This is a genomic window from Rothia sp. HSID18067, from assembly GCF_003989445.1.
Classification (GTDB): Bacteria; Actinomycetota; Actinomycetes; order Actinomycetales; family Micrococcaceae; genus Rothia; species Rothia aeria.
Genome location: NZ_RBMF01000002.1, coordinates 294,375 through 321,199 on the forward strand (window position 1 = coordinate 294,375; position 26,825 = coordinate 321,199).

Sequence of the window (26,825 nt, forward strand, 5' to 3'; positions counted from 1 at the left end):
GGTCAAGCCCTATTTCCGCCGGTACAGCACCACCGCCGAGGAGCGTTTGCGCGGTGCCGGGCGCTGCCCCCGCTGGATATTCACCACATCCCCGCGGGTGCTGGCCGCGAACACTCGTTCCGCCAGCCCCAACTTGGCGTGCGCATCCTCAAGCTGAGCCTGCAGGCGGGCGATGTGCTCCTGGTGTTCCTCCACCATCTCTTCAAGCTCAATAATCCGGCGGATTCCCTCCAGCGAAACGCCTTCCTGCGAGAGCTGCTGAATACGCTGAAGTAAATCCACGTCGCGCTGCGAATAGCGCCTGGCCTTACCCGGCGCACGCGAAGGCTGTACCAGCCCCAGGCGGTCGTATTGGCGGAGCGTCTGCGGGTGCATACCCGCCAGCTCCGCCGCCACCGAAATCACAAAAACCGGCCGGTCGGCACTGTAGGCAGATGCCGACGACTGCTTATTATGGGCACTCATAAGCTACCTAACTTTTCTTCAAAAGATCCTCACGGGGGTTCCCCTGCGGCGCCAGAGCAATGAATTTCTCGAAGGCTTCCTTCGCCTCATCGCTCAAGTTCTGCGGCAGGTGCACCTCGGGGATCACCAGCAGGTCACCGGTGCCCGACTTGGTTGTGAACCCGCGTCCTTTCGCACGCAGTTTACGGCCCACGCTGCCGGGGGTCAGCCGCAGTTTGACGGTTTTACCGCCGGGTACGGGCACCTCCAGCACACCGCCGTTGACTGCCTCATCCAGGGTGACGGGAGCACGCAGCACCAGGTTGTTTCCCTCACGGCTGTAGTGCGGGTCATCCGAGACGCGCACGGTCACGATCAGGTCACCGCCAGTTCCGGGGCGGCCCTTACCGCGCACACGCACTTTCTGCCCGTCCTTCACGCCTGCCGGGATGCGCGCCTCGGTACTCGTGCCGTCCGGCAGGAACACGGTCGCGGTAGTGCCTGTGTATGACTGCGGCAGGGTAATGCGGGTGCTGGTGGAGAGGTTATTATCCTGCTGGGCGCGCTTGCGCCCACCACCGCCGAAGCCGCCGCTGCCAAACCCGGCGTCGCTGAAGTCGGCGCTTGTGAACCCTGCGGTACGGCGTGAACCACCCGCGCCGCCAGCGCCACCACCGAAGAGCCCGCCGAGCAGGTCTTGAATGTTGAAGCCTTCGCCACCGCCGCCGGTGGTGAAGTGCACGTTTTGGCCGCCGAAGCCGCCGCCAGCGCCCCCGAACCCGGATGCGCCGCCTCCGAAACCGCTGCCGCCGAACCCTGCGGCACCGTATTTGCGGATCTGGTCGTATTCTTCGCGCTGTTTCTTATCCGAGAGCACGTCGTAGGCTTCGGAGACTTCCTTGAATTTCTTCTCCGCGGTCTCGTTCCCGGGGTTCAGGTCCGGGTGGTATTTGCGCGAGAGTTTGCGGTAGGCCTTTTTAATATCGGAGTCGGAGGCGTCTTCTTTCACGCCGAGGGTTTTATAAAAGTCTTCTGACAGCCAGTTTTCGCTTGCCATGTAGTTCTCCTTTCCCGTCGTCCGGGGTTCTTGTAACGCCCCGTCCAAAGGGGCACAACCTTAGTTTTTAATCCTATATAAAGTTTAGTCTACTAGACTCAATTTTGGAAGAGAAATCCCAGAAAATCCGCGGAAATATGCGGCAAACGGGCGGGTTCTCAATTTCTCAAGAACCCGCCCGTTGTGTGCTCTATGGAGTGTTTATTCGGCGGCAGCCACCGCAACTTGGGCGGTGCGTACCACGCGCTCTTTCACGCGGTACCCGTAGCGCAGAACCATCGAAATGTGGTCCGGTTCTACCTCGCTGGTTGGCTGCTGCATGACCGCTTCGTGAATATTCGGGTCGAAGGGCTCGCCCACCTCACCGAAGCGTTCCACGCCTTCTTTTTTAAGAGAGTCCTCAAGCTTGGTGGCAATCGCAGCGAAGGGGCCTTCCTGCAGGTCGCCGTGCTTGCGTGCGGCGTCAATATCGTCGAGCACCGGCAGAAGCAGGCTCACAATATCGCTCGCCACGAACTCCCGAAGCTGCTCTTTCTCGCGGGCGGCACGGTTCTTGAAGTTCGTGAACTCCGCCTGCAGGCGAAGCAGGCTGTCCAGGCGTTCTGCCGCGAGTTTCGCATCCTCTGAGGGTGCTTCCTCGCTCGACTCGGGGGTTTCCCCCGCCGCAGCCTGATCGGTTGCGGCAGGGGCTTCCTCGGCCTCGGGGTGACCTTCGGCGGCGGGGGCGTTGAAGGCCTCCTCCAGCGGGTCGCCCGCAGTGTTTTCGTGTTCAGCCATGATTACTTCTTCTCGTCTTCGTCCTCGTCGATAACTTCGGCGTCTACCACATCTTCGTCATCATCCTTGGAGGAAGAAGCGGAGTCTGCGTTAGCCTCTGCCTGTGCGGAAGCGTACAGAGCCTCACCCAGCTTGGTCTGGGATGCCTGCAGCTTCTCAAGAGCGGACTTCACGGCATCGTCGTCATCGCCTTCAAGAGCCTTCTTGAGAGCATCGACATCGCCCTGAACCTCAGTCTTGACGTCTTCGGGCAGCTTCTCGCCGTTCTCCTTCAGCAGCTTATCGACGGAGTATGCCACAGACTCTGCCGCGTTACGGGTGTCGGCTGCCTCGCGGCGTGCCTTATCCTGCTCTGCGTGAGCCTCGGCATCCTTGACCATGCGGTCAATGTCATCCTTCGAGAGGGAGGTGCCGCCGGTGATGGTCATGGACTGCTCAGCACCGGTGCCCTTGTCCTTCGCGGAGACGTGCACAATGCCGTTGGCGTCAATATCGAAGGTGACCTCAATCTGGGGTACGCCGCGCGGTGCGGGGGCAATACCGGTCAGCTCGAAGGTACCCAGGTTCTTGTTGTCGCGGGTGAATTCGCGCTCACCCTGGAACACCTGAATCGACACGGAAGGCTGGTTGTCTTCAGCGGTCGTGAAGGTCTCAGAACGCTTAGTCGGAATAGCGGTGTTGCGCTCGATCAGCTTAGTCATCACGCCACCCTTAGTTTCGATACCGAGGGACAGCGGGGTCACGTCGATCAGCAGAACGTCCTTGCGGTCGCCCTTGAGCACACCAGCCTGCAGGGCTGCACCCATTGCCACGACCTCATCGGGGTTAACACCCTTGTTGGGCTCGCGGCCGGTGAGTTCCTTCACCAGCTCAGCCACGGCGGGCATACGGGTGGAACCACCCACGAGCACAACCTCGGAAATGTCAGACACCTTAATGCCTGCTTCCGCAATAACGTCCTGGAAGGGCTTCTTGGTGCGTGCCAGCAGGTCGCTGGTGAGGTCCTCAAACTTTGCGCGAGAAAGCTTCTCGTCCAGGTGAATGGGGCCCTCGGGGGTTACCGAGAGGTACTGCAGCGAAATGTTGGTGCTGGATGCACTGGAGAGCTCCTTCTTAGCCTGCTCAGCTGCCTCCTGCAGACGCTGCAGAGCGATCTTGTCTTTGGAGAGGTCTGCACCGGTCTTGGACTTGACCTGCTCAAGCAGCCAGTCCACAACGCGCTGATCCCAGTCGTCGCCGCCCAGGCGGTTGTCGCCGCTGGTTGCGCGCACCTGAATGGTGGAGAAGCCGTCTTCGTCCTTGCCAACTTCAAGCAGGGAGACGTCGAAGGTACCGCCGCCAAGGTCGAAGACCAGAATCAGTTCGTCTTCTTTACCCTTGTCCAGGCCGTAAGCCAGTGCTGCTGCGGTCGGCTCGTTCACGATACGCAGAACGTTCAGACCCGCGATTTCGCCGGCTTCCTTAGTGGCCTGGCGCTCAGCGTCGTTGAAGTATGCGGGGACGGTGATAACCGCATCGGTCACCTTGTCGTTCAGGTAGGATTCGGCGTCGCCCTTGAGCTTCTGCAGAATACGTGCGGAAATTTCCTGCGGGGTGTATTTCTTGCCGTCAATCTCAGTCGTCCAGTCGGTGCCCATGTGGCGCTTGACGGACGAGATGGTGCGGTCAACGTTGGTGACCGCCTGGCGCTTTGCCACGCTACCGACCAGAACGTCGCCGTCCTTGGAAAATGCGACGACGGAGGGGGTGGTGCGGGCGCCTTCAGCGTTTGCAATAACTACGGGGTCGCCACCTTCGAGGGTGGATACGACCGAGTTGGTGGTGCCGAGGTCAATACCGACTGCACGTGCCATGTTTTTGTACTCCTTAGTGTTATGCCCCGCTTCTTGGCGAGGCGGGTTCCTTGGTTAGATTTTCGGGGCGTGAGGGGTTTTAGGCCGAGCGCATGCACGGTAGAAAGTGCTTGGATTGCTGCCCAGCGAGTAACCCCTTGAGCCTCATGTACTCAAGTTTTACACATGGTTAGATGGATGTCAACAGACTTGAGTGAAAAAGACTCAACTTTTTGAAGTGGGTGGGGGTTAGGGGTGGGTGGCAAGGGGTGATGTGCTGGTGGTCTTGGGGCGAAAACGACACGAAAGCTAAGGACTCTGCGGGCGATAATCCGCGCGATCACTAGGAGCTACCTTGCCTCTACCTCACGCGATATATGAGATTAACAACGGGAAATCCGATACATAGGGTCACCCTCGCCCTATGATGGAGGATGAGTGTTCACTCTAGGTTGAAGGAAGGTTGAAACAGAGTTGAATCCAATGAGTTCTAATGACGCAAAGAATATTCTCTGGTTTGTTACAGTCCCTCTGGGAATTATAGCTATTGGGCTTGTAACCCTGTCAGTCATGAGATACATGAAAAAACCCGAAAAGGTAATAAAAAAATTTGAATGGCTGAGAACGTTTTACATATGGATTGGAGCACTTGCCATTCTCGGCGGCACGTGGGCATTCTTCCTGCCTATAGCTATCAACTCGGGTTTCAACAAAGATGATGACGGTCCTGTATTGCGCCAACTACTGATATATACAGTAGGTGGAATCTTAGGTGTCATAACCTTGGGAGAGACACACCGCAAAAATAATCTTGAGAAAGATAAAAGCGACCAAGACCATACTCGACAGGTACACGCTGAGCGACGCAGTCGATACACCAAAGCAATCGAACATCTCTTCAATGAGAATATTTCTATTCGTCTTGGTGGCGTTTACACTCTTGCAGGCTTAGCTGATGAGTGGTTATCAGACGAAAAGACTCTTCGCAATAAAAAGAAACGCCGTAAAGAAACACAAAATATTATTAACAATCTATGTGCATATATCCGATCCCCGTTCGATCTTGCGTCAAGAGCTGAAGTGCTGTCTCAAGACCAAACACCAGAAAATTATGAGGGTGGAGCTCAACAATTTGTCAAAGATCAGGCAAAGTTCCGTGAAGAAAAAGAACTGCGACTAATAATTTTAGATGCAATCAAGACTCGACTCAGCGGCGGCACTGAAAAACTTATAGAAGGCCCCTGGTCAAATTTCGATTATGACTTCTCAAATGCGCGTTTCTTCTATCCTGTTAACTTTGCCAACAGCTATTTTAGCGCTTCATCAGATTTTTCCCAGACGATCTTTACCCAGGATGCTGGCTTCTTTAATTCTCGTTTCACCCAGAACGCCGATTTCCTCAATGCTCGCTTCACCCAGCACACCAACTTCCGCGCGACGACCTTCAATATCGCCAACTTCTCCTGGACAACCTTCACCCAGAAAGCCGACTTCCGCAATACGATCTTCACTAGACGTGCTGGCTTCTCCAATGCAACCTTCACCGAGGGCACTGATTTCTCCAAGGCTAAATTCAACGGGGATGCTGATTTCTCCGATGCGATCTTCCAGAACGCTGATTTCTTAGAAGTGATCTTTGACCAGAACGCTGGCTTCTTAAAAACATCTTTCACAGGGCGTGTTAGCTTATTTAATGCGACCTTCACCCAGAACGCTAACTTCGTCTGGGCGACCTTCACCGGAGACGCTGATTTCTCCAAGGCTAAATTCATCAGAAACGCTAACTTCGTCTGGGCGACCTTCACCGGAGACGCTGATTTCTCCAAGGCTAAATTCATCAGAAACGCTAACTTCGCCCGGACGACCTTCACAGAAAAACCAATATTTGAACGCGCGCTAGGCGATAAAACCTGTAAAGCAAGGTTTTCGTGTAAAGCCGATCCAGAAGATTATAACTTCAAAGTTTCGCACAATAGCCCCTACAAAATTGAGACTAAGGAACAGGAGCATAACGGTATAAAGTTCGTTATTCCCGAGGGCGCAGAACTTTTTGACCCCGACGAACCTTCCGAGCAGGACAACAACGACGACAATTAAAATTTTTCCAGACGCAAAATGACGCTTTAAAGCCTCTATCCTTGCAAACAAAGAAATCTGATTGCCTGCGTAAAGGAGGATCCCAAGTATGGCGGAAGCATCAAGAAACAATACAGGGGTCAGCTCTTCTGCCCCTGTTAGTACCTTTGAGAGTTTTGTCAGTGAGCACTTTGTACGGCTTCTAGTGGGGATCGCCGCTGGAGGCGGAGCTCTGGCATTCCTTGTACCTTGGCTGCTTTACATTGCAGGCATAACCGGTGAGGCCGATACGAATCTTCGCCTTCACATCCTCTACGTTACAGGCGGTATTATTGCCGTTCTGGGGCTCGTGGAAACACGCCATAAAAATACAACGGACAGGGCTAAAGCACTCAGCGAACAAGCCCGTCAGTTCAATGAAACCATCGCAAAAGAACGTGAAAAAATCGAGGCAGACAAGGCCAAAAACGAGCAGAACCATATACGGCAGGTACATGCTGAGCGGCGCAGCCGGTACATCGCAGCAATCGAGCAGCTTTCCAACAGGGAAAACGCCACAACCCGACTCGGTGGTGTTTATGCGCTTATTGGCCTGATTGACGAATGGCTCGCAGACGGTGCCCTTCTCACCAATAAGGAACGCCGCAAAGAAGGCCAGGCCATTATTAACAGTCTTTGCGCCTATATCCGCTCCCCGTTTCCCCTTGCAGAACGCGCCGAACAGCTAGATGAGGAATACACGAAAGACCTGCAGAACGATTTCCGTGGAGATACAGAAAAATTTGATGCAGACAAGCGAGCTTTTACCCGAGATAAAGCCGCATTAGAAGAAGAACGCCAGATACGCCAAAACATTATCAAAGAGATGCGCGAGCACCTACTCGACGCCGAAGAACCAGGCACCTGGTCAGCTTTTGATTACAACTTCTCAAACACATATTTCTTCTACCCTGTAGATTTTAGTGACAGCCATTTTGGTGCTTCATCAGATTTCACTCAAGCGACATTCACGGAGAAAGCTGACTTCTTCATGGCGGCATTTGCTGGAGAGACTGACTTCTCCAAGGTGACTTTCATTCAGGATGCTGATTTCTACGGAGTAAAATTCACCAAGCGCGCTGATTTCTGTAAAGCATCCTTCGGCGGAGAGGCTAATTTCTTTGATGGGGCGTTCCTTCAGGGAGCAGACTTCTCTGAAGTGAAATTCACCGGGGACGCAAACTTCTCCCGGGCAAATTTCACCGAAGGTACCGACTTCTTCAAGGCGACTTTCACCGGAGACGGAACCTTTTACAAAGCGAAATTCAATGGACCCCTTCTCTTAGCCAGGGCGCTCTTTATGAGAAACGCGGCCTTTTCCAAAGCAAAATTCGCTCAGGAAGCTAACTTCTTTATGACGGTCTTCACCAAGGAAGCAGACTTCTCCGGCTCAAAATTCAGCGGACACACCAGTTTCTTCGAAGTAAAATTCTCCAGCAGCGCTAACTTTTTCAAAACAAAATTTGCCGAGAACACACGCTTCTCTGGGGCACAATTCAACGGACCCACTAATTTTTCTAGAACCATTTTTCACAGTAAGCCAGAATTCGCAAATACCCCGAATAAAAACTATAAAGCGAAGTTCTCTCACAAGGCTGCCCCAGCGGACTATAGCTTTAAGACAGCGGCAAAAAGTCCCTACAAAATTGATACTAGGGAACAGGAGCATAACGGCGTTAAGTTATCATCCCTGAGGACGCAATGCTTTTTGATCCGGATAATCCTTTTGCGTGGGCAGAGCCCGCAGGCGGCTAAGTCCACCTTGAATAACGCAGCTTGGGGCGTATTGCCCACCTTCTAGGGGCTGGTCATACGCCAAATGCTGCGTTATTCGCGAATCCGGCGCACCCGGGGCTGACGTAAGGGCGGGTGTTGAGGCGAGCGCTAATATGCGATGGTACCGAAGTGGCGGCTAAGGCTATCGGCACGGCGTGATGTCTAGTACCATCTGAGGTAACGCCGATCATACAACACCCCTTTGCACACACCGAGAAAGAATCACTATGACCCGCTACTACACTTCCGTTATTGTGTTCATGTTCGCCCTGCCCATTGGTACTCTCCTGTTCGGTGGTTTTAGCTCCGGGCGGGGGTTCGCGGCAGGCGCGGCTGTTGCAACCATCTGCGCCATATTCACCTACATTTTCTGGCCCAAGCTGAAGGATAATTCCGTGCCGGGGCAGGATTCTTCGGGTACGTCACAGGACTCATCCGAATAATGCACCTTTGGGCGTATCGCCCACCCTCTAGGGTCCGGTCATACGCCACATGCTGCGTTATTCGTGGGGCTACAAAGATTAGGAGGTGAACGCTATGCTGCTGGGCACGTATTACATAGGCTATGAAGGCATCAGGAAGAGTGCCCTCACCTGGCAGGGGCTACGCTGGGGGCTCGCGCAGGGATATATTAGCCGCGCAGATATTCTGCGGTATGCCTCCGACCGGCTGAAGGAAGACTCCAGCGACCTGGAATACGAGCTCTACCAGTGCAAACCCGAACACACCTACCGGATTGATGGGATTCTGGCCGAACTCGCGCAACACGAAGACTCCCCTGAACTCACCGACCCTGAACCCGGAAGCCCCGACCCCCGCCATACGCTCTGGCTGTACCTGCTGCTCAAACATGTGTATGAGCACCGCAAGAACTTTGACGACCCGCTGGGCGAGGTAGAAATTCTTCACGCCGATTTTGGCTACCCCGAGGACGTGACCCCATTCGTGCGATACATGCCCCCGACCGACTATGACCCTTCAACGTACACTCGTCAAGAGAACATCGACAGACTCTATGCTCTGTGGGAGGCGTACTTGCGCGAGGCTAAAACCCGTTTTGAGGTGTAACAGCCAAAACTTGCCTGCCTATCTAGAAGAGTTTTTTGCATTCAGAAGCGATAAGCTCTTCTGAATGCAAAAAACTCTTCTGAATAGAAACGACGCTTCGGCAGGCAGCCCTCATACCGCTGCCTTTCCGGTGCCGCTGGCATACACTTAAAACTATGTACCGCATCATGACTGTCTGCACCGGAAATATTTGCCGCTCCCCCGTGGGCGAATACCTGATTCGTGAGCACGCGCGCCAGGCGGGGCTTGAGGTTGAGGTCGCGTCCTCCGCTATCACGGACTACGAAATCGGCAACCCCATCGACACCCGCGCCGGGCGCATACTCACCGCGCGCGGCATCGACCCCAGCAGGCACCGCGCATCCAGATTCGTAGTCGAAGACTTCGACCGCTACGACCTGATTCTGGCAATGGACACCCCGCACTACCTGCACCTGAAACAGCTTGCGCGCACCGAGGACGACAAAGCCAAAATCCGCATGATGCGCTCCTTCGACCCCGCAATGGCGGGCAAGAACCTGGACGAGCTGGGCATCTACGACCCTTGGTACGGGCAGATGCGCGACTTCGAGTACACGACCGAGCTTATCGACACCGCGGCGCGGGCGCTGATCGCGGGTCTTGCCGCCGAGGGTGACGCCGCGTGAGCAACCAGTTTCAGGGCCTCACGGATGATTTGCTGCCCCGCATTATCAGCGGCCCGCGCCCGTACATTATTGCGGTGGACGGGCGCAGCGGCAGCGGTAAAACCACTCTCGCGCGGCGCCTTGCCGCCACCCTGCGGCAGCACCCGGTGCAGGGCGGGCCGCTGACGGTGCTGGAGCTATCCCTTGAGAACATGTACCCCGGTTGGGACGGTCTGGAGGCCGGTGTGGAGCAGTGGGGGCGGCTCAGCGCCAGCCTGGCCAAGCACACGCCCGGCAGCTACACCCCCTGGGATTGGGAGCAGAACCGCCCGGCTCCACCAGTCACTGTGCTCCCGGATGCCGCGCCGGTGATCGTGTGCGAAGGGGTGGGGGCGCTCTGCGGGGCGTTCAGCTACGGTGTGCTGGTGCAGGCCGGTACCGGGGTGCGGTATGAGCGGGCGATGGCGCGCGACGGGGAAACCTACCGACCCTACTGGAACATGTGGGCCGCGCAAGAAGAGCAACTATTCGAGGATTACGGCTCGTACTACACCACCAGCCCCGGCTGGCCTGAGGGGCCTGACTGGGTGTACCGCACCGGGTAGCGAACCGGCTTGGGCTGGTTCCGCCCTCTAACCCCACCACACCGGAAGAGGTGCAGGTCACGCATCCACTGGCTTACGGTGCATGAGTAACCGCCGCTAGACTGGATGAGTGCGTTTCTAGCCGGGTGCACCCGCCCGCCCCACAAAGCAGCAGGCAGGCCCCGGCGCCGTTACGCATCCCCAAAATTTAGAAAGCATACAGTACACCAGTGTCTACGTCACAGACCAATACTCAGCACCCCAACCACGCGAAGCCCTCATTCGGGCTTTCTCCGGCAACTATTGTCACCCTGGCGGCGCTCACCGCCATCGCCCCGCTGGGCATCGACATGTATATCGCCTCTCTGCCGACCATTGCCGAGGAGCTGCACACCACCGAGGCCGCCGCCTCCATGACCCTCAGCGCCTTCATGGTTGGTATGGCGCTTGGGCAGCTTATAATCGGCCCGCTCTCCGATAAAACCGGGCGCCGCACCCCGCTGCTGATCGGCTCAGCCGTGTGTTTCGCCGCCACGGCGCTATGCGCCTTCTCCCCCACCATTGAGGTGTTCATCGCGGCACGTTTTCTGATGGGCTTCAGCGGCTCAGTTGGCGCGGTGCTGGCCCGCTCCATCGTCGCCGACACCACGAAGGGGCTGGCCACCGCCAAGCTCATGGGCATCATGATGATGATTAACGGGTTCGCCCCCGTGCTGGCGCCGCTCTTCGGCGGGTGGGTGCTCTCATGGGGTACGTGGCGTTCAGTGTTTAACGTGCTGACTGTTATTACCGGTGCCCTTATGCTCGCCGTCATCTTTATTCTGCGTGAAACCCTGCCCACCGAAAAACGCTACCAAGGCACCGCGCTGAGCGTGTACTCCGAGATTCCGAAGGTGTTCAGAATCCGCCGGTACGTGGGGTTCTCACTGACCATGTGCTTCGCGTTCGGGGCGCTCTTCTCGTATATTTCGGGCTCAACCTTTGTGCTGCAGAAAATCCTGGGGCTTGACGCTGGGCAGTACACTCTCGCGTTCGGAGTGAACTCCCTCGGCATTGTGGCCATGAGCTCGCTGGCGACCGCGCTGGTGGGGAAGGTCGCCCAACGCACCATCGTGAATGTTGGTGTGAGCGCCCTGCTGGTTGTTTCGGTGCTGCTCACCGGTTCGTTCCTCATCGGGATTTCGCTGTGGCCCACCCTGGTTCTGCTGTTCTGCCTCACCTGCTCGGTGGGCCTGGTGTTCGGTAACGCCTCGGCGCTAGCACTGAACGAGGCACGCCACATGGCGGGCAGTGCATCCGCCGTCATGGGCACCATTCAGGCGCTTCTGGGCGGGGTTGCCGCGCCCTTGGTGTCCCTCGGTGGTGAGGGCGCCTACCTGCCGATGGCGTTCTCAATTCTGGGGTTTGCGGTACTGACCGGGATCACCCTCTTCTCAACCCCGCGCAAAGACTCCGACTACGCGGCAGACGGCGGCGCGGGCGGGCACTAGCCCTCTCCTTACATTGCACGTGTTAACACGCTGATGCGTGAGAAGCGGGTTTTGCCGAGAAGATGAGAAAATATCACCTTTTCGAGCGAAAATCCGCTTCTCCTCGTAATCACCCTAGCTGCTGGTATCCTGATAAATCCTAAGATTTTAAGGAGGCTGACCGTGAGCACTAACGAAAACCTCACAAGTGCAGAGATCATCAAACGGTTCAACCACTTCTACGACTGCTGGCTGGATTCGATCACCATAACCTATGCAAAGGGAACAGCTGTTCGTCTGCGATTCTGCGCGGTGGACCGGAACCATGTAGACGGCGGCTGGGAGAAGGCCGCTACCGACGACGTCTGGCGGTACGTCACCGTAACCCTGGAAGATATTTCGGACTACCGGGTGCAAGGCCCGTTCATCAGCATATGCAGCGGAGTTCATGTTCTCGAACGGGACGGCAAAATCGGGCTCGACATCGAGGGGGACAACGACAACCCCGAAACCTTCGAGGACATCGCCGAAGCAGACATATACTTTATCGCCGAAAACGCCACCTGGGAGCTGGGCCCGCTCGGCGTACACTGCTGTGAAGGCACGTGAGCCACTACACTGGAAACATGACTAGTTCCGTGATACTCCTAAATTCAGAGAACCCGCAAGGCGTTGCTGTAGACCCCGCCCAGCCGCTTATCGGCGTGGAAGACCAAGGGTTTACCCGTGGTGACGGCGTTTTTGAGACCATGCTCGCCGTCAATCGGCGGGTGCGAAAACTTGATATGCACCTCACCCGACTCGAATCTTCGGCGCGTATGCTCGACCTGCCCGAACCTGACCTGCACCAGCTGCGGGATGCGCTGGCGGGCCTCCTCGACCAGGCCGTGCCCGGCGCCCACACGGAACTCGGCGAAGAGCATATCGTCAAAATCATTATCTCGCGCGGGCTGCCGCATGCCTCTGCGGGAATGCCCGCCGGGCCGTACACGCTGCTAATCGCGTCCCCGGTACCCGAAACTACCGTGAACCAGCGGCAGAACGGGGTGAAGGCCATGCTGCTGCCGCGCGGGCACGACCCCGCCGACAACACCGCATACCCGTGGCTGCTGGCGGGCGCGAAAACCCTCTCATACGCGGTGAATATGGCGGTGCTGCGGTACGTTCACTCCCACGGCGCGGACGACGCGATTTTTATGACCGACAACCGCCGCATTCTGGAGGGGGCAACCTCATCGGTGCTCATGGCGCGCATTGAGCACGGGAAGAAAATGCTGTACACCCCCGAACCGAACCACGGGATACTGCCCGGCACCACACAGGGCGCTATTTTTGAGGCGGCGCGGCGCGACGGCTGGGAGCTGGGCTACGGCCCGCTGTACCCGCAGGACCTCTTTGAATCTGACGGGGTGTGGCTCTCATCCTCGGTGCGGCTGCTCGCACCCGTCACACGGCTTAACGGGACCGCCCTGGCGCACGATGCGCAGCTGACCCACCAGTTCTTGGAATACCTGGCACAGGGGTAAGCTGGCGCACCACCTGTCCGCAGAAGGCTAGGTTCTCTAGGCAGAATAAGAGACCTAGCCTTCTGCGCGTGCTGTGGACTGGGCACAGCAGCGGGTACACACTACCTGCCGGCAAGGACGCGGCGGGCCCGGCCCGTCACGTATGCAGGCGCCGGGAGCTGTTTAGAAGTCCTCCCCAGATTCTTTTTTCTGCGACTCCACCAGCTCATCCTCAATGGCGCGGTTTTCCTCTTCTTCCTTATTTTTCACCTTGGGGGTGCGCTTAAAAAACCGGGCCGTATCCTGGCTGGCGGCCGCGTGCAGACGCGGAAAGAAAATATACGCCACCGCAAAAGCCGAAACAATCGCGCAACCCCCCGAGACGAGAATCCCAGCCCCCAGCAGCTCATACAGGTAGAAGAAGAACACGAGCAAGCCGAAACGTACCAGGGTGTACTTGAAGAAGTTCATACCCACCAGTCTAGCCGCAGCATGGATGCGCCCCCAAGATTCCTGTGGCAGACTTAGAGCATGACACGAGCGATGATGATAATTGGCGCGTTCGCGCTGGTGATTGGGTTGAGCCTGTATACCCTGCTGGATGCCGCCCGCACACCGGCCGCCGATGCGCGCACCCTCCCCAAGTGGCTGTGGATTATTGTCATCATCTTCTTCCCCGTTGTGGGGCCGGTTTTCTGGCTGTTCTTCGGCAGGGCCCGCAGCGAAAAAAGTGCAGCCGAGCAGCCACCCGCCGCGGATACGGGCCGGGGTTTGAAAGGCAGGCGGGGTACTGTGCCTCCCGCGCCGAAAGCCCCCGACGACGATGAAGAGTACCTGCGCTGGCTCAAAGCCAAAGCAGAACGGCAAAAACGAGACAGGCAGCGGCAAGAACCCCGCGACGACGCCACAGACGACACTGACGGCGAAAAATAGCTCTGGATTTCAAACCGTCAGCCAACGCCGTCACAGTCCAGCATTCACAACAAATATCCCTAGACTAAAATATGACAAAAAATTAATAAATAATAAATTATATAAAACTACTCTTAAAAATTATTTCTGTGTGTAAAGACGTAAACTTTTCAAAGTGCTATGCGCGGTTTCTTCAACCAAAGCTACCCAATCACTACCTATCCCATAAGCAACCCACCACGGAGCCACCAACAACACCACCGGATAACCCCACACCAACAACACACCCACCACGCTCACCACCAACAACACAGCATACACCCACCCCGAAACCTTCCACCCCAACACACGCTTCACCAACACCGACACCGCCACCCCGGTTATCGTCACCACCACCGCAGGAAAAATCATCGGAGACGGATCATACCCCTTCCAATGCATCGCCGGAATACCCACCGCAAAAAAACCAACCATACAAAAAAGTACTAGACATAAAAATGACACATAAATAGCAGAAATCTTATCCTCCCGTTCTTGTGCCTCTGCCTCTCGAACCTCAAGCTCCGCAAGAAACACCTCCAACTCATCCAGCGACATCCGACTACGACGCCGCAACTCCAACAACTGATACAGCAAAACCCCCGGATACAACCCCGTCACCACAGCAACAAACCCAAACATAGACGGAAGATTCCACGGATACGGCAAAATCCCCACCACCAACATCCCCACATGAGGAGACGCCAACCAAATCAGCTGCGACACAGTACTAGCATTCAGAAAATAAAAAAGACACCCAGTATAAACCGTCCCGAACACAGGAAACAACAGCACATACCCATAAAACAAGACATTCTCACCCACCGGAAGAGACCGCGAGGTCTGCAGAATAAACCCCAGCAAAGGCCACCCGATCAAAAACTGAGAAATCCCAATAAAAATCCCAGAACTCCACCAATCAATCGCAGCCAACCACTCTTTCCGAACACCCAAAAACATCTCACCCTCCCCCACCATGTTTCCACCATCCTTCTGTAGATAAGACCCCAACTACACCAACAGCAAACCTTACAAGTAAGTTATCCGAGCATGCATTTTCCCCAGAACCGCATAATCACACCAATTGCTAAAAGCAAGAAACATCAACCTACTAAAAATCAAACTAGAATTTAATCAGAATAAGTATGCTCTAGAAAAAATAAACCAACTATTCATGCCATTTTTGTAAAAACTAGATATTATATTTTTATTCCATTAAAAATATGCGTCAGATGTTCAACTCTAGACTTATCTTGTGATATTATCCAATTTACGATGTATAGTATCCTTAACCAGCCCTAGCCAACCCTCTCCCATCCAAAAAGCAACCCACCATGGAGCCACCAACAACACCACCGGATAACCCCACATCAACAACACACCCACCACGCTCACCACCAGCAATACAGCATACGCCCACCCCGGAACCTTCCACTCCAACACACGCTTCACCAATACCGACACTGCCATACCGGCTGCTGTCACTACCACCGCAGGAAAAATCATTGGGGACGGATCGTACCCCTTCCAATGCATTGCCGGAATACCCACCGCAAAAAAACCAACGATTACAAAAAACATTAAAAATAATAATGATACATAAACATCAGTCGTCTTTTCTTCGTATTGCTCCTCGCGAGCCTCCCGAGCTTCATGCTCACGCTGATACTCTTCCACCTCCTCCGGAGACATATTCGCCACACGATATAACTCATAATAATTATTCAATAAAATACCCGGATACAACCCACACACTACAGATCCAAAACCGAGCATCGACATACCACGAAAAGGCATCGGAAAAAGACCAAACAAAAACATAAAACCAAACGCAACAGGCAACATCCACCCTAACGCCCGCCGCGGATGCAAAAACCGAAACAAACAAAAATTAACCGCAATACCTATAAACGGCAAAGAAAATAAAATTATGTAAAACAGTAAATTAGAGCCCAACTTAGCATTTGATGACTTAATTCGCACCACTAATTCCACAATAGGCCACCAGATCAATATCTGTACCACCAAAGCCCAAAACGGGCCCCAACCCCAATACACACAATCCCGTATACGCACCCGTTTCACTTACTCACCACCCACAAACTCAGTGTTTAAATCGTCTTGAGACAAACCCTCAACTACTCCCTCATCAAGATTCTGCCCCTGCGTCAGGCCCTCCTTAGGCTGTGCACCAGCAGGAATATAAACCCCCTCAACGGGATACACATACTCAGGCTCTTGTACATTTTCTGACCCATAACTATCTTCAGGAACCTGAATATCCTCCAATTCCTGAATATATTCAGGTACCTGAACACCGCCAGGTTCCCGAGCCTGTGCCCCACTATCAGGCGCACCAAAACCGGCAGTCTCACCGGCTGAGTCAGGAGACGGCACAGGATGTGCAGGAGCACCCTCAAAATTCAAAAGCCTATCCACCCAATACTTTTTCGCCCCATCAGACACAGCCACCAAACCAGCATTCGTCGTAGAATTTAACGCTAGAGGCTTCCAACTAGGCGAAGGATGAGCAACACCAGGATGCCCCAACCTCTACCTGCCGGGCTCCCATACACCGACAATTACCGTAATATACGAGTTATACGAAAACGCATTTTTTCCCGAACAACACGATGATACCAACGAATAAAAGCAGAAAACATCGTACCACCAAAACTTAGGGAAACGACAAAAGGGAAAATCAATAGCCAAACTGGATATCCCCACACAGCATAAATAACCCCAGCACCAGCCACAAGCACAATCAAGATAAACCAACCTGACAACCGATACTTAAACACAAGAGTGATAATCACAGACAGAGATAGACCAGACAATACTAAAATCGCTGTTGGTAAAAGCATCGGAGACGGATCGTAACTTCGTCGAACCATCGCAGGAATAGCCAATGAAAAAAAGCTAACCATAAAAATACCAATAACAATTAGACCAATAAGTGTTAGCTCATCTTTTTTATTAGATTCCTCTATCCGTTTTAGTTCCTCCTCAACCTTGAGCTTATACTCCTCTAGCTCCTCATCAGACATCTTCGCCACACGATACAACTCATAATAATTATTCAACAAAATACCCGGATACAACCCGCAAACTACAGAGCCAAACATATACATCCCCAACGCACGTATGGGCATAGGGAAAATAATAAACAAAAATGTTAATAGAAAAGCAACTGGCAAAAAAAGGCCTATAGCTACATCTGCACGAAGAAAAAGAAACAAACAAAAATTAACCGCAATACCTATAAATGGCAAAGAAAACAACACTACATAAAACGGCAAATTAGGACCCGTCATAGGATGCGACGGCGCAACCCGCACCGCCAACCCCACAATAGGCCACCAAATCAACACCTGAGCCCACAACGCCCAAAACGGACCCCAGCCCCAATACACACAATCCCGAATACGCACCCGCTTCACTTACTCACCACCCAAAAACTCAACATCAGAACCCTCTACAGGGTCAACATCCTCATCCCAAGAAACTCCATCAGCACCAGAGAATTTTTCCTCACCCAAAACAATACCCTCAGAATCTCGCACATTCCCAGACCCACGAATATCTCCAGGAGCCTGAACATCGCCCGGATCTTGTATATTTTCCGGCTCCTGAACTTGAACCTGGCCACCGGACATACCAAAACCATCAGAATCAACACTCAAAGGAACCGGAGAAGGACCAGGAGACGGCACAGGGTACGCAGGAGCACCCTCAAAATTCAAAAGCCTATCCACCCAATACTTCTTCACCCCATCAGACACAGCCACCAAACCAGCATTCGTCGTAGAATTCAACGCTAAAGGCTTCCAACTAGGCGAAGGATGAGCAACACCAGGATGCCCCAACCCCATCTGCCGATAAGATCCCAAACTTTCTGAAAAATCCTACCGGCCACGCAGTCTCTGTGCACGAGCCATACCACGACGCATAACATCCTCAACCTCAGAAACCCACGGTGCACCCACAACATAACCAGCCCACCACGGGGCCACCAACAACACCACCGGATAACCCCACACCAACAACACACCCACCACACTCACCACCAGCAACACAGCATACGCCCACCCCGAAACCTTCCACCCCAACACACGCTTCACCAACACCGATACCGCCACCCCGGTTATCGTCACCACCACCACAGGAAAAATCATCGGAGACGGATCATACCCCTTCCAATGCATCGCCGGAATACCCACCGCAAAAAAACCAACCATGAATAGCATCACCATAAAGGCAAAGGACATAAACGTACTCTCAGTTCTCAGCTCACGTTTTTGCATCTCTTTCTCTCGCACTTCAAGCTTAAGCCGATACGCCTCCGCCTCTTCCAGAGACATATTCGCCACACGATACAACTCATAATAATTATTCAATAAAATACCCGGATATAACCCACACACTACAGATCCAAAACCGAGCATCGACAGACCCCGAAACGGCATCGGAAAAAGACCAAACAAAAACATAAACCCAAACGCAACAGGCACCATCCACCCTAACGCCCGCCGCGGATGCAAAAACCGAAACAAACAAAAATTAACCGCAATACCTATAAACGGCAAAGAAAATAAAACCACATAAAATAGCGGGTTAGAACCTACCCTAGAATTTGATGACGCAATTCGCACCACTAATTCCACAATAGGCCACCAAATCAATACCTGCACCACCAAAGCCCAAAACGGGCCCCAACCCCAATACACACAATCCCGAATACGTACCCGCACGCCTACTCACCACCCACAAAATCAACATCAGAACCCTCTACAGGGTCAACGTCCCCATCCTGAGAAACTCCATCGGCACCAGAGAATTTTTTCTCATCCGAAACAATACCCTCAGAATCTCGCACATCAACAGAACCATAAACACCCGTGGCGGAATACACATTCTCAGGCTCTCGCACGTTCTCTGGCTTACGAACATTTTTAGGAGCCTAAACATCATCCAATTCCTGAATATACCCGAGAACCTGAAACTATAAACTGCTAAAATCCTATCTACTGTGCAGCCTCTGTGCACGAGCCATGCCACGACGCATAACATCCTCAACGGCAGACACCCATGGTACGCCCAGGACATAGCCAACCCACCAAGGAGCCACCAACAACACCACCGGATAACCCCACACCCACAAAACACCCACCACGCTCACCACCAGCAACACAGCATACACCCACCCCGAAACCTTCCACCCCAACACACGCTTCACCAACACCGAAACCGTCATACCCACAGCAGACAAAACTAAAGCTTGCCAAAACATTGGCAACGGGTCATACCACTTCCAATGTATCGTCGGAATACCCACCGATATAAAATCCCAAACAACCACCATAAGCAAGAAAAAAAACAATGTGAATATACTCTCAGTTCTCAGCTCCCGTTCCTGTGCCTCTACCTCCCGAACCTCAAGCTCCGCAAGAAACACCTCCAACTCATCCGGCGACATCCGACTACGACGCCGCAACTCCAACAACTGATACAGCAAAACCCCCGGATACAACCCCGTCACCACAGCAACAAACCCAAACATAGACGGAAGATTCCACGGATACGGCAAAATCCCCACCACCAACATCCCCACATGAGGAGACGCCAACCAAATCAGCTGCGACACAGTACTAGCATTCAGAAAATAAAAAAGACACCCAGTATAAACCGTCCCGAACACAGGAAACAACAGCACATACCCATAAAACAAGACATTCTCACCCACCGGAAGAGACCGCGAGGTCTGCAGAATAAACCCCAGCAAAGGCCACCCGATCAAAAACTGAGAAATCCCAATAAAAATCCCAGAACTCCACCAATCAATCGCAGCCAACCACTCTTTCCGAACACCCAAAAACATCTCACTCATAATCCCCAAGTATCCTCTTTTAACAAGACGACAGCCTACTCTGACTCAACCTCCCAGCCGTCCTGAGACAAACCGTCAGACACTCCCTCATCGACCTCATCAAGATTCTGCCCCTGCGTCAGACCCTCCTCAGGCTGTGCATCAGCAGGAATATAAACACCCTCAATGGGATACGCATAATCAGGCTCTTGCACCCTCTCTGGCACACGGATATCTTCAGAGGTCTGAACATTGTCCGGCTCTCGTATATTTTCCGGATCCAGAACTTGAACCTCGCCACCAGACACACCAAAACCATCAGAACCAACGCTCAAAGGAACCGGAGAAGGACCAGGAGACGGCACAGGATACGCAGGAGCACCCTCAAAACTCAAAAGCCTATCCACTCCATACTTTTTCGCCACATCAGACAACGCCACCAAACCAGCATTCGCCGTAGAATTGAACGCTAAAGGCTTCCAACTAGGCGAAGGATGAGCAACACCAGGGTGCCCCAACCCCATCTGCCGATACGATCCCAAATACCCAGGAGCCTTCAACGGCTGCCCCAAAGGGCCGACCTTCACATTCTCCAATTTACGGTTCTTCGAGCCGATGTTCCCTACCTGGCTCAAACCAGCGCCAGAGGCAAAGTTATACACCTTATCCCCACCCGATGTAGGCTTACCCGATAGGCTGGCCCACAACTCACCATTAGCCACACTCATACCGCCAGCTAGACCAGCCTCCAAACTATTCTGCCTATAACCACCAGGCCTGAAACCCAAATAATTCCCGATAGAACCAGCAGCAGGCTTCGCCGAACCACCCAGTATATTACCCGTAGCCCCAGTCCCCATCTGATTCAACAATTCACCAGCGTTAAATGGCTCAGGAGTAAGACCCGTCAAAGATTGTCCTGTATACGACACGCCATTTACGGCGGCACCAGTAGCACCATTCACCGCAGCGTTAGCACCCACAGCCTTTAACCGTTGACCTATAGTAGGTTTCGCTGTTCCTGATGAAGACTTACCCGCCGACGCAGCACTAGGCGTATTAACTTTACCTACCTGGGCAGGGCCAACAGGCCTCACGCTTGAAGCACCCTTCGGCCCGGTGGCCACGAGAGGAACAGCTTTCCCTTGGTTGGCGGACACCGTTACCGTCCGCGTAGGGATCCCTGAACTTACACTGGTAGTAACACCCTTAGAACCAGCGGCGACTACCGGTACATTTTCCCATGCCACCGCCGTTGGGGACGCCGAAGTAAGTTTCGACTCCACGGCTGCAGCGCGAGTAGCAGTATTTGAAGAATTGATGAGTTTAGAGCCCTGCGGAATGAACTTGGTCTCCGCAGCAACTATGCGCTCACTTGGCTGAACCGCAGATGCCGTAGAGGGCGCAAAAGTACCGCGAACTTTAGAAGCTCCCTGCACGACCTTAGGCACCACCCACGTCTCAACACCATAGGCGACACCATAAGAAGCAGCGGCTGTAAAGCCTCCAGAAACGCCTCCAACAACGGCTGATAAGGCCACATCACCAGTGTCAACATATCCGTCGCTCTTCAACGAAGCATCAGAGTTCAACGTTATTCCGGCGCTTATAGTACTACCGGATACGACGCCCGCTACAATTGCTGCACTTAAACCGGGAATAGGTATGGAAATAACAGCAGCAACTATGCCAACCGCGATAAGCGCATGTGATACCTCTTGACGGTTCCTGCTCAGCCATCCGTTAAAACTCGTGTCTTTTGCGAGTTCAACAGAAACCTCAGTCGTCCCCCACGGATCCACCATGTTCATTGGGTTAGACCCCACGAAAGAGTATGCGTCTGCGAACCACGGCGAACCGGCTACTGGCGCTAGCGGATCAGTCGAAAGGAAACGCTTGGAGGCTCCATCAAAAGTGCGAGCGCCCATCACGTCTAACCCAGCGACCCGCACGCTGCCTGCGCCCGTGAAAGAAACCCCGGCAGGCAGCACCTGGTTAAGCGGATCAGAACTTCCGAAGCCAGGCATGTGAGCCATACCTGAGAGGTCGGGCACGCCCCATGGATTAAACCCCTGTGGAACGCCTACTTGGGAGAACCCACCGTCATTTTCTGGGGCAGTGACAGCTCCCACACCCAAAACCTGTGGGGTATCAGAGAGCGAATCCCACAGCACTGGTACCGAAGCCCTGTCAGCACCGGTTATCTGCGCCAACTCACCCGCAGCATCAGTCACCAGACGTACCCGGGACGCCACACCGCGCACACCCAATACCTCTGTGTGGAAGGCATCAGAATTTGACGTAGTTGTCACCGAGGAGAGACCGCCCCATACTCCCCACTCATACTCGCGGGAAGTGCGAATACCCTGATTTGAGGCAGTATGCTCACGTACGCGGTATCCGGCGGCATCATACTCATAGGTTGTTGTGAGGCGATTAATAACTTCACGGTGCAGCCCCACAAACTCCGGGGCGATAGCGGCTGCGTACTCCAGGGTCTCGGTCTGAACCAGCTGGTTGAGAACGTTATATTCAAAGGAGCGTTCGCTCAGGAGCGTGCGTGCTTGCGGCTCTGCACCTTCCAGATCATCCACGCGGTAAAGCTTCTCGGTCATCATCAGACCGTTGTCGAAAGCCCACTCATATTCATGGTTACCCTCGCGGGCACCTACCAGCTGACCTGCGGCGTCATAGGAGTACATCACGAGGGATTCGCCGGTCTGAACCCCCACAACACGACCCTCAGCATCACGGGTGATCTGGGTCCGCTCAGTAGATACAGTGAGTCCCTGATTCTTAGTACTGCTCACAGCGTTAGAGCCGTTTTCAGCCACCAAGCTCTTACCGTATTCTGCAACCCGCCCCGATGCGTCAAACTGCCAGGTAGAGACAATATCCCCTACCTGCGCACGAACAAGCTGCCCCATCACGTCATAGGAATAGGTGGAAACAATGGGCTCGCTCTCACCTATGCTGCGGGTTTCGCGGCTCACCACATGACCAGCGCCATCGTATACCACCTGTGAGGTACCGTAAGGGGTCACGGTACTCGTGCGGTTACCATCGGCATCATAAACATATGTGAGCGTGTAGGCACCCGTTGAGACAAAGGCGTTGAGCGCCTGTACCTGGCTCTCAACATCCGTAAGTTCAGATATCTTAGGCTCTTCATTCGGTACCTGCGGGTCAATGACTGCGCTTCGGGAACGCTTGATGAGCTGCCCGGCGGAGTCGTACTCGTAGCGGTGCTCAACATAAGCTTCTGCTGGCGCGCTGGTATCAAGAGCCTGAGCTGTCGCGTAGTCACGCACCCACACGATGCGCCCCCGGTTCTCACTACCATACTGGGCAATACGCACACCATCGCAGAAAGCATACCGAAGCTCGCCACCACGTTTGTAGTCGTACTCATAGGTGCGCTCATGCACGCCATCAAAAGCACGGATCAGGCGGCCAGCCGCATCATACCCATATTCATACGCAGTACCCGCCGCGTTAATGGTGCGGGTCAGACGGTTCAAAGCATCATACTCGTAGCGAGTGACCTGCCCTGTGGAATCCATAACCTGCGAAATATTGCCCGCAGCGTCATACTTCATATGGGTGCGGTTACCCAGCCCATCAACGGTCTGAATCAGCTGACCAGCAGCATCATAGGTAAAACGGCGATAACCGTACGTGTTATCACGCAGACCCACCAGACGACCGCCCAGGTCATACTCATACCTGGCGCTGCGGGCACCTTTCGTCACTTTGATAACCCGACCTGCGGCGTCGTAATCAATATGTTCCGTAGAGCCGTCTGGCAGAATGCGTTTCACCACCTGGGATGCGGCATCATACACTAGGCGCGTGACAGCCCACTGTGTGGGTTCAAATTCTTGCTGCAATTCAGCAGACGATGCCGTTGGTTCGTCAAGGCCCATCGCATACTGCACCAGTCGGCCAGCAGCATCATATTCATAGATTTGCACGCGCCCGGCAGGTGAAACCACTCGCACTGGGCGGCCCGCAAGATCACGGACAATGCGGGTTAGGCCGCCCCTCGCATCCACAATTTCAACGGGGTTACCGGCGTGATCGTAAGTGATGAATTCTTCAGCGTCGGGCTTCTCAGAAGACCCTACTGTAACCCCCGTTTTCTGAGCGACAACGCGACCAAAAATATCAACCTGTTTAAACGAGGTACCGTAGGCGCTTGTGGTCCTTTCCAAACCATGCTTACGGTCTATGTCCTGCTTGATCTCAACCCCCGTGGGGTCAGTTTCAGAAGTCCGGTTCCCTACAGGGTTGTAGGTGTACCGAGTCACACCACCTAAAGGATCAATAGCGGCAATAAGTTGGCGGATTCCGTCATATTCATAAGTCCATGTTGCCCCTGATGCCTCAATAACCTGGGCCAAGTTGCCTGACTGATTATAAATATTCTGGGTAGTGCGACCTAACGGGTCGGTAACAGAGGTAATTTCCCGAGCCCGGTTATAGGTCAGAGTAGTAACATTTCCGTGGGGATCCGTCACCGTATGAGGCAGATTTCCTCGTTCCTGATCGCCGGTGATATCCGTGTTTTCTAGAGCGGCAAAACGTTGAGCAGCACGCAAAAGTGCAGGTACTTGTGATGTCTTTGGTGCTTCTTGGTATGCGAAACTCCACCGGGCACCGGTAGCTTCTTCGAAGCTGGAAATCATGCCAGCGGCGTTATATTGGATACGGAGAGACCGACCCAACGGATCGATGACCTGTGTTACGCGCCCAGCACCGTCACGTACCAGAGTAGTTGTGTTTCCCACACCATCCGTCATGGTCTTCAGATCCCCATGAATGTCATAGGTCATGACGGTGCGCACTCCGGTAGGGTCTATGGTCTCCATAAGACGACCGTGTTCGTCCCAGATCAACTGGGTTTTTGCCCCGTTACCCGCAATCACGGCTGAGGGATTGGGGTTCACCGAATCTGCATACTCATACAAAGTATTGATGGGGGTGCCTAGGTTCAGGGTGTCCCGAGCATCACAGACCGAAACCCCGGTGATGCGGTTATATTCGTCCCAGCTATAGGTGTAGTCGGTTCCTTCTGGGGTACGCTCGCGGACGAGGCGGTCACACCGGTCAAAAGAGCGGTTGGTAATAGAACCGTCACGGTCAGTAATACTGATTCGATTATCGCCAGTCCCGTACCGAATACTGTAGCGTTTTCCGTTCCCATCCATGACACCTATGAGTCGCCCCTTAGGGTCGCTGTAAAAAATATTCACCTTCAGGCCGGTCTCAGCCTGGGCAACAGTTGTCACACCCTCAGATGTGTAGTTATACGAGATATCATCATCATATTCCGTATGCTGACGGATCACACGTCCATTGCCGTCGTAGGTATTCGCAACCTCAACATGCCCGTTAACATCAGTCACCTCGTGGATCAGATGCTCCGGGGTGTGGGTATATGTGCGGGTACCATTCATCTTCTCTACAGCGCAGAGGTGACCCGCAGCGTTCTCCCCTTCAGGGACATAGCAATACCCAACGGCAGCTTGGGGAGCACCCGTGCTCTCACCCGCAGTATTGTACGCATAAGCCTGAGTAGGGCGTAACCCACCAGCAGAATCCAGCTCATAATCCAGATGAATAGCCCGATGTGCCACAGGATGCACGAGGTCTGTAATAACACGCTGAGATCCACCCTCAGGCTCAATAATCGCGGTAGCGTACACCGGAACCATCGCATCGCTCAGGTGCCCGTCCGCAGTACCAACCCATGCACCTGCCGAATTATACACGTGACGCGCGTGTTTATTGTCTTCAATGATCCAGTAATGTGGCGTGGAGGCCAATTCTTCACGTACTTGTGAGAAACCTGTTTCCTCATAGGTATTTTGGGCAAGTTCCGCCTTGCAGTCGTGCACCTGTTCAACTGCCTGCAGCCGCATCTGCGTGATCCACTCATACAGTTCGTCGTTAGGCAGTACTTTGGTGAGCCACCAAGGCTCCTGCGGGGTTCGGTCATATCCGTCACCCGAACGGCTAAAGTGTAGAATACGACCGTCTTTGGTGTACCACTGAGCACTTTCTGAGGTGAAGTTAAGGCGGGTATCAAGTGTCGAACACCACCCAGGCCCAAAAATTCCTGAAGGAAGTATCTTTGGGTGTGCCACCGTCAAGCTGTTATACATGCGCTCCAAGGATAAAGCAGTAGCGGCAGTATTATCGAACGCTAAATCAAGCTCGTATTCAATAAAGTTACCCGTCGCAATATTAACCGGATCGTTACGAAACCCTGAGCTAGGGTAAGCGCCCAATACACCCGCCGAAGGCACATAAGGGAGCATATGTTTTGTCGGAAGCTTTTTAAGATCTTTATCGTTTACAAATACGCTACTCTCAACAGAGTGTAAAACACGCGGATCTGAAAGATTGGGATTTGTTTTGCTAAGCTCACCCTGACTTCCAGCCTTCCAGAGTTCTTCCCCAATTTTTCCGGCGCGAAAAGCCTCTACAAGATTATCTTGAGACCAGACATAAACAGCAGCGATGAGATCTGTTGCGTCAAGTTTCCCCCAATCAGTACTGCTTTTAAAAGTTTCGTAAGAGGACTTCATCGCATTATAGTCTTGCTCTACACGAGGGCTCATGCCCTTAATCACGTTGTAATATTTAATGAGGTGCTCAGGAATACCCGAAACCTTACCATGAGCCAAATCGCTCATATTTATATCGTCTGCATTTGCCTTATATGTAACAAATGACTCGGCTTCTGGTCC

24 protein-coding genes are annotated in these 26,825 nt (G+C 53.6%); 10 read left to right on the plus strand and 14 right to left on the minus strand.

The annotated features are described in order from the left end of the window. Positions 1-9: 9 nt before the first annotated feature. From D8M23_RS06365 to dnaK, 4 genes are all read right to left on the minus strand, one after another. Positions 10-465, minus strand: coding sequence for a heat shock protein transcriptional repressor HspR (locus tag D8M23_RS06365; protein WP_126854124.1), 456 nt, complete (start codon positions 463-465; stop codon positions 10-12). Between the two features lie 7 nt (positions 466-472). Continuing rightward, entirely contained in the window at positions 473-1,501 is a 1,029-nt protein-coding gene (locus D8M23_RS06370) for a DnaJ C-terminal domain-containing protein (RefSeq protein WP_126854125.1), read from the minus strand. A gap of 201 nt (positions 1,502-1,702) precedes the next feature. Continuing rightward, positions 1,703-2,278 (minus strand): nucleotide exchange factor GrpE, encoded by a 576-nt coding sequence (locus D8M23_RS06375; protein ID WP_126854126.1) that lies wholly within the window; start codon positions 2,276-2,278, stop codon positions 1,703-1,705. Positions 2,279-2,280: 2 nt separating this feature from the next. Further along, a complete protein-coding gene (dnaK, locus tag D8M23_RS06380) occupies positions 2,281-4,131 on the minus strand; it encodes a molecular chaperone DnaK (protein WP_126854127.1) in 1,851 nt (616 codons plus the stop codon). A gap of 462 nt (positions 4,132-4,593) precedes the next feature. On the opposite strand from dnaK, the gene D8M23_RS06385 reads away from it, so the two are divergent. The 9 genes from D8M23_RS06385 (at position 4,594) to D8M23_RS06425 (ending at position 13,274) form a co-directional block, all read left to right on the plus strand. Continuing rightward, positions 4,594-6,207 (plus strand): pentapeptide repeat-containing protein, encoded by a 1,614-nt coding sequence (locus D8M23_RS06385; RefSeq protein ID WP_126854128.1) that lies wholly within the window; start codon positions 4,594-4,596, stop codon positions 6,205-6,207. 88 nt (positions 6,208-6,295) lie between these two features. Further along, positions 6,296-8,026, plus strand: coding sequence for a pentapeptide repeat-containing protein (locus D8M23_RS06390; RefSeq protein ID WP_126854129.1), 1,731 nt, complete (start codon positions 6,296-6,298; stop codon positions 8,024-8,026). Between the two features lie 202 nt (positions 8,027-8,228). Next, positions 8,229-8,444: a hypothetical protein gene (locus D8M23_RS06395; RefSeq protein ID WP_126854130.1), complete on the plus strand. Its 216-nt coding sequence runs from the start codon at positions 8,229-8,231 to the stop codon at positions 8,442-8,444. Positions 8,445-8,538: 94 nt separating this feature from the next. After that, positions 8,539-9,069: a DUF2247 family protein gene (locus D8M23_RS06400; protein WP_126854449.1), complete on the plus strand. Its 531-nt coding sequence runs from the start codon at positions 8,539-8,541 to the stop codon at positions 9,067-9,069. A gap of 155 nt (positions 9,070-9,224) precedes the next feature. After that, complete coding sequence (locus tag D8M23_RS06405; RefSeq protein WP_126854131.1) at positions 9,225-9,716, plus strand: low molecular weight protein-tyrosine-phosphatase; 492 nt, start codon at positions 9,225-9,227, stop codon at positions 9,714-9,716. Further along, positions 9,713-10,300, plus strand: coding sequence for a hypothetical protein (locus tag D8M23_RS06410; protein ID WP_126854132.1), 588 nt, complete (start codon positions 9,713-9,715; stop codon positions 10,298-10,300). Before D8M23_RS06405 ends, D8M23_RS06410 begins: the two co-directional genes overlap by 4 nt. A gap of 209 nt (positions 10,301-10,509) precedes the next feature. Continuing rightward, positions 10,510-11,769, plus strand: a complete 1,260-nt coding sequence (locus D8M23_RS06415; protein WP_126854133.1) for a multidrug effflux MFS transporter — start codon at positions 10,510-10,512, stop codon at positions 11,767-11,769. Positions 11,770-11,931: 162 nt separating this feature from the next. After that, complete coding sequence (locus D8M23_RS06420; RefSeq protein WP_126854134.1) at positions 11,932-12,357, plus strand: regucalcin; 426 nt, start codon at positions 11,932-11,934, stop codon at positions 12,355-12,357. Between the two features lie 17 nt (positions 12,358-12,374). Beyond that, positions 12,375-13,274, plus strand: coding sequence for an aminotransferase class IV (locus D8M23_RS06425; protein ID WP_094758172.1), 900 nt, complete (start codon positions 12,375-12,377; stop codon positions 13,272-13,274). 162 nt (positions 13,275-13,436) lie between these two features. Here the strand turns inward: D8M23_RS06425 and D8M23_RS06430 are convergent, their stop codons facing one another. Beyond that, positions 13,437-13,724, minus strand: coding sequence for a DUF4229 domain-containing protein (locus tag D8M23_RS06430; RefSeq protein WP_023133745.1), 288 nt, complete (start codon positions 13,722-13,724; stop codon positions 13,437-13,439). A 60-nt stretch (positions 13,725-13,784) separates the two neighbouring features. Between D8M23_RS06430 and D8M23_RS06435 the strand changes: the two genes are divergently transcribed. Continuing rightward, positions 13,785-14,186, plus strand: coding sequence for a PLD nuclease N-terminal domain-containing protein (locus D8M23_RS06435; RefSeq protein WP_238693785.1), 402 nt, complete (start codon positions 13,785-13,787; stop codon positions 14,184-14,186). Between the two features lie 120 nt (positions 14,187-14,306). Here the strand turns inward: D8M23_RS06435 and D8M23_RS06440 are convergent, their stop codons facing one another. From D8M23_RS06440 to D8M23_RS06475, 9 genes are all read right to left on the minus strand, one after another. Continuing rightward, positions 14,307-15,182: a parapinopsin gene (locus D8M23_RS06440; RefSeq protein WP_238693786.1), complete on the minus strand. Its 876-nt coding sequence runs from the start codon at positions 15,180-15,182 to the stop codon at positions 14,307-14,309. A gap of 270 nt (positions 15,183-15,452) precedes the next feature. After that, on the minus strand, positions 15,453-16,199 hold the full coding sequence (locus D8M23_RS06445) for a parapinopsin (RefSeq protein WP_238693787.1): 747 nt from the start codon (positions 16,197-16,199) through the stop codon (positions 15,453-15,455). A 90-nt stretch (positions 16,200-16,289) separates the two neighbouring features. Next, entirely contained in the window at positions 16,290-16,676 is a 387-nt protein-coding gene (locus D8M23_RS06450; protein ID WP_126499635.1) for a hypothetical protein, read from the minus strand. 110 nt (positions 16,677-16,786) lie between these two features. Beyond that, entirely contained in the window at positions 16,787-17,644 is an 858-nt protein-coding gene (locus D8M23_RS06455) for a parapinopsin (RefSeq protein WP_126854136.1), read from the minus strand. Then, complete coding sequence (locus tag D8M23_RS06460; protein WP_126854137.1) at positions 17,645-18,019, minus strand: hypothetical protein; 375 nt, start codon at positions 18,017-18,019, stop codon at positions 17,645-17,647. A gap of 90 nt (positions 18,020-18,109) precedes the next feature. After that, positions 18,110-18,868 carry a parapinopsin gene (locus tag D8M23_RS06465; protein WP_238693788.1) on the minus strand — a complete coding sequence of 253 codons (759 nt, stop codon included), beginning with the start codon at positions 18,866-18,868 and terminating at the stop codon, positions 18,110-18,112. Positions 18,869-18,957: 89 nt separating this feature from the next. After that, positions 18,958-19,134 carry a hypothetical protein gene (locus D8M23_RS11705; RefSeq protein ID WP_153274072.1) on the minus strand — a complete coding sequence of 59 codons (177 nt, stop codon included), beginning with the start codon at positions 19,132-19,134 and terminating at the stop codon, positions 18,958-18,960. A gap of 90 nt (positions 19,135-19,224) precedes the next feature. Further along, complete coding sequence (locus D8M23_RS06470; RefSeq protein WP_238693789.1) at positions 19,225-20,091, minus strand: parapinopsin; 867 nt, start codon at positions 20,089-20,091, stop codon at positions 19,225-19,227. 35 nt (positions 20,092-20,126) lie between these two features. Then, the gene (locus D8M23_RS06475) at positions 20,127-26,771 is read right to left on the minus strand and encodes a DUF6531 domain-containing protein (protein WP_161971655.1); all 6,645 of its coding nucleotides are present in this window, start codon (positions 26,769-26,771) and stop codon (positions 20,127-20,129) included. Positions 26,772-26,825 lie beyond the last annotated feature (54 nt).

Coding starts and splice junctions, on each gene's coding strand:
- D8M23_RS06395 (WP_126854130.1), top strand. CDS start 8,229: ATGACCCGCTACTACACTTCCGTTATTGTGTTCATGTTCGCCCTGCCC.
- D8M23_RS06470 (WP_238693789.1), bottom strand. CDS start 20,091: ATGAGTGAGATGTTTTTGGGTGTTCGGAAAGAGTGGTTGGCTGCGATT.
- D8M23_RS06375 (WP_126854126.1), bottom strand. CDS start 2,278: ATGGCTGAACACGAAAACACTGCGGGCGACCCGCTGGAGGAGGCCTTC.
- D8M23_RS06425 (WP_094758172.1), top strand. CDS start 12,375: ATGACTAGTTCCGTGATACTCCTAAATTCAGAGAACCCGCAAGGCGTT.
- D8M23_RS06370 (WP_126854125.1), bottom strand. CDS start 1,501: ATGGCAAGCGAAAACTGGCTGTCAGAAGACTTTTATAAAACCCTCGGC.
- D8M23_RS06430 (WP_023133745.1), bottom strand. CDS start 13,724: ATGAACTTCTTCAAGTACACCCTGGTACGTTTCGGCTTGCTCGTGTTC.
- D8M23_RS06400 (WP_126854449.1), top strand. CDS start 8,539: ATGCTGCTGGGCACGTATTACATAGGCTATGAAGGCATCAGGAAGAGT.
- D8M23_RS06390 (WP_126854129.1), top strand. CDS start 6,296: ATGGCGGAAGCATCAAGAAACAATACAGGGGTCAGCTCTTCTGCCCCT.
- D8M23_RS06385 (WP_126854128.1), top strand. CDS start 4,594: ATGAGTTCTAATGACGCAAAGAATATTCTCTGGTTTGTTACAGTCCCT.
- dnaK (WP_126854127.1), bottom strand. CDS start 4,131: ATGGCACGTGCAGTCGGTATTGACCTCGGCACCACCAACTCGGTCGTA.
- D8M23_RS06475 (WP_161971655.1), bottom strand. CDS start 26,771: ATGAGCGATTTGGCTCATGGTAAGGTTTCGGGTATTCCTGAGCACCTC.
- D8M23_RS06405 (WP_126854131.1), top strand. CDS start 9,225: ATGTACCGCATCATGACTGTCTGCACCGGAAATATTTGCCGCTCCCCC.
- D8M23_RS06365 (WP_126854124.1), bottom strand. CDS start 465: ATGAGTGCCCATAATAAGCAGTCGTCGGCATCTGCCTACAGTGCCGAC.
- D8M23_RS06440 (WP_238693786.1), bottom strand. CDS start 15,182: ATGGTGGGGGAGGGTGAGATGTTTTTGGGTGTTCGGAAAGAGTGGTTG.
- D8M23_RS06435 (WP_238693785.1), top strand. CDS start 13,785: ATGACACGAGCGATGATGATAATTGGCGCGTTCGCGCTGGTGATTGGG.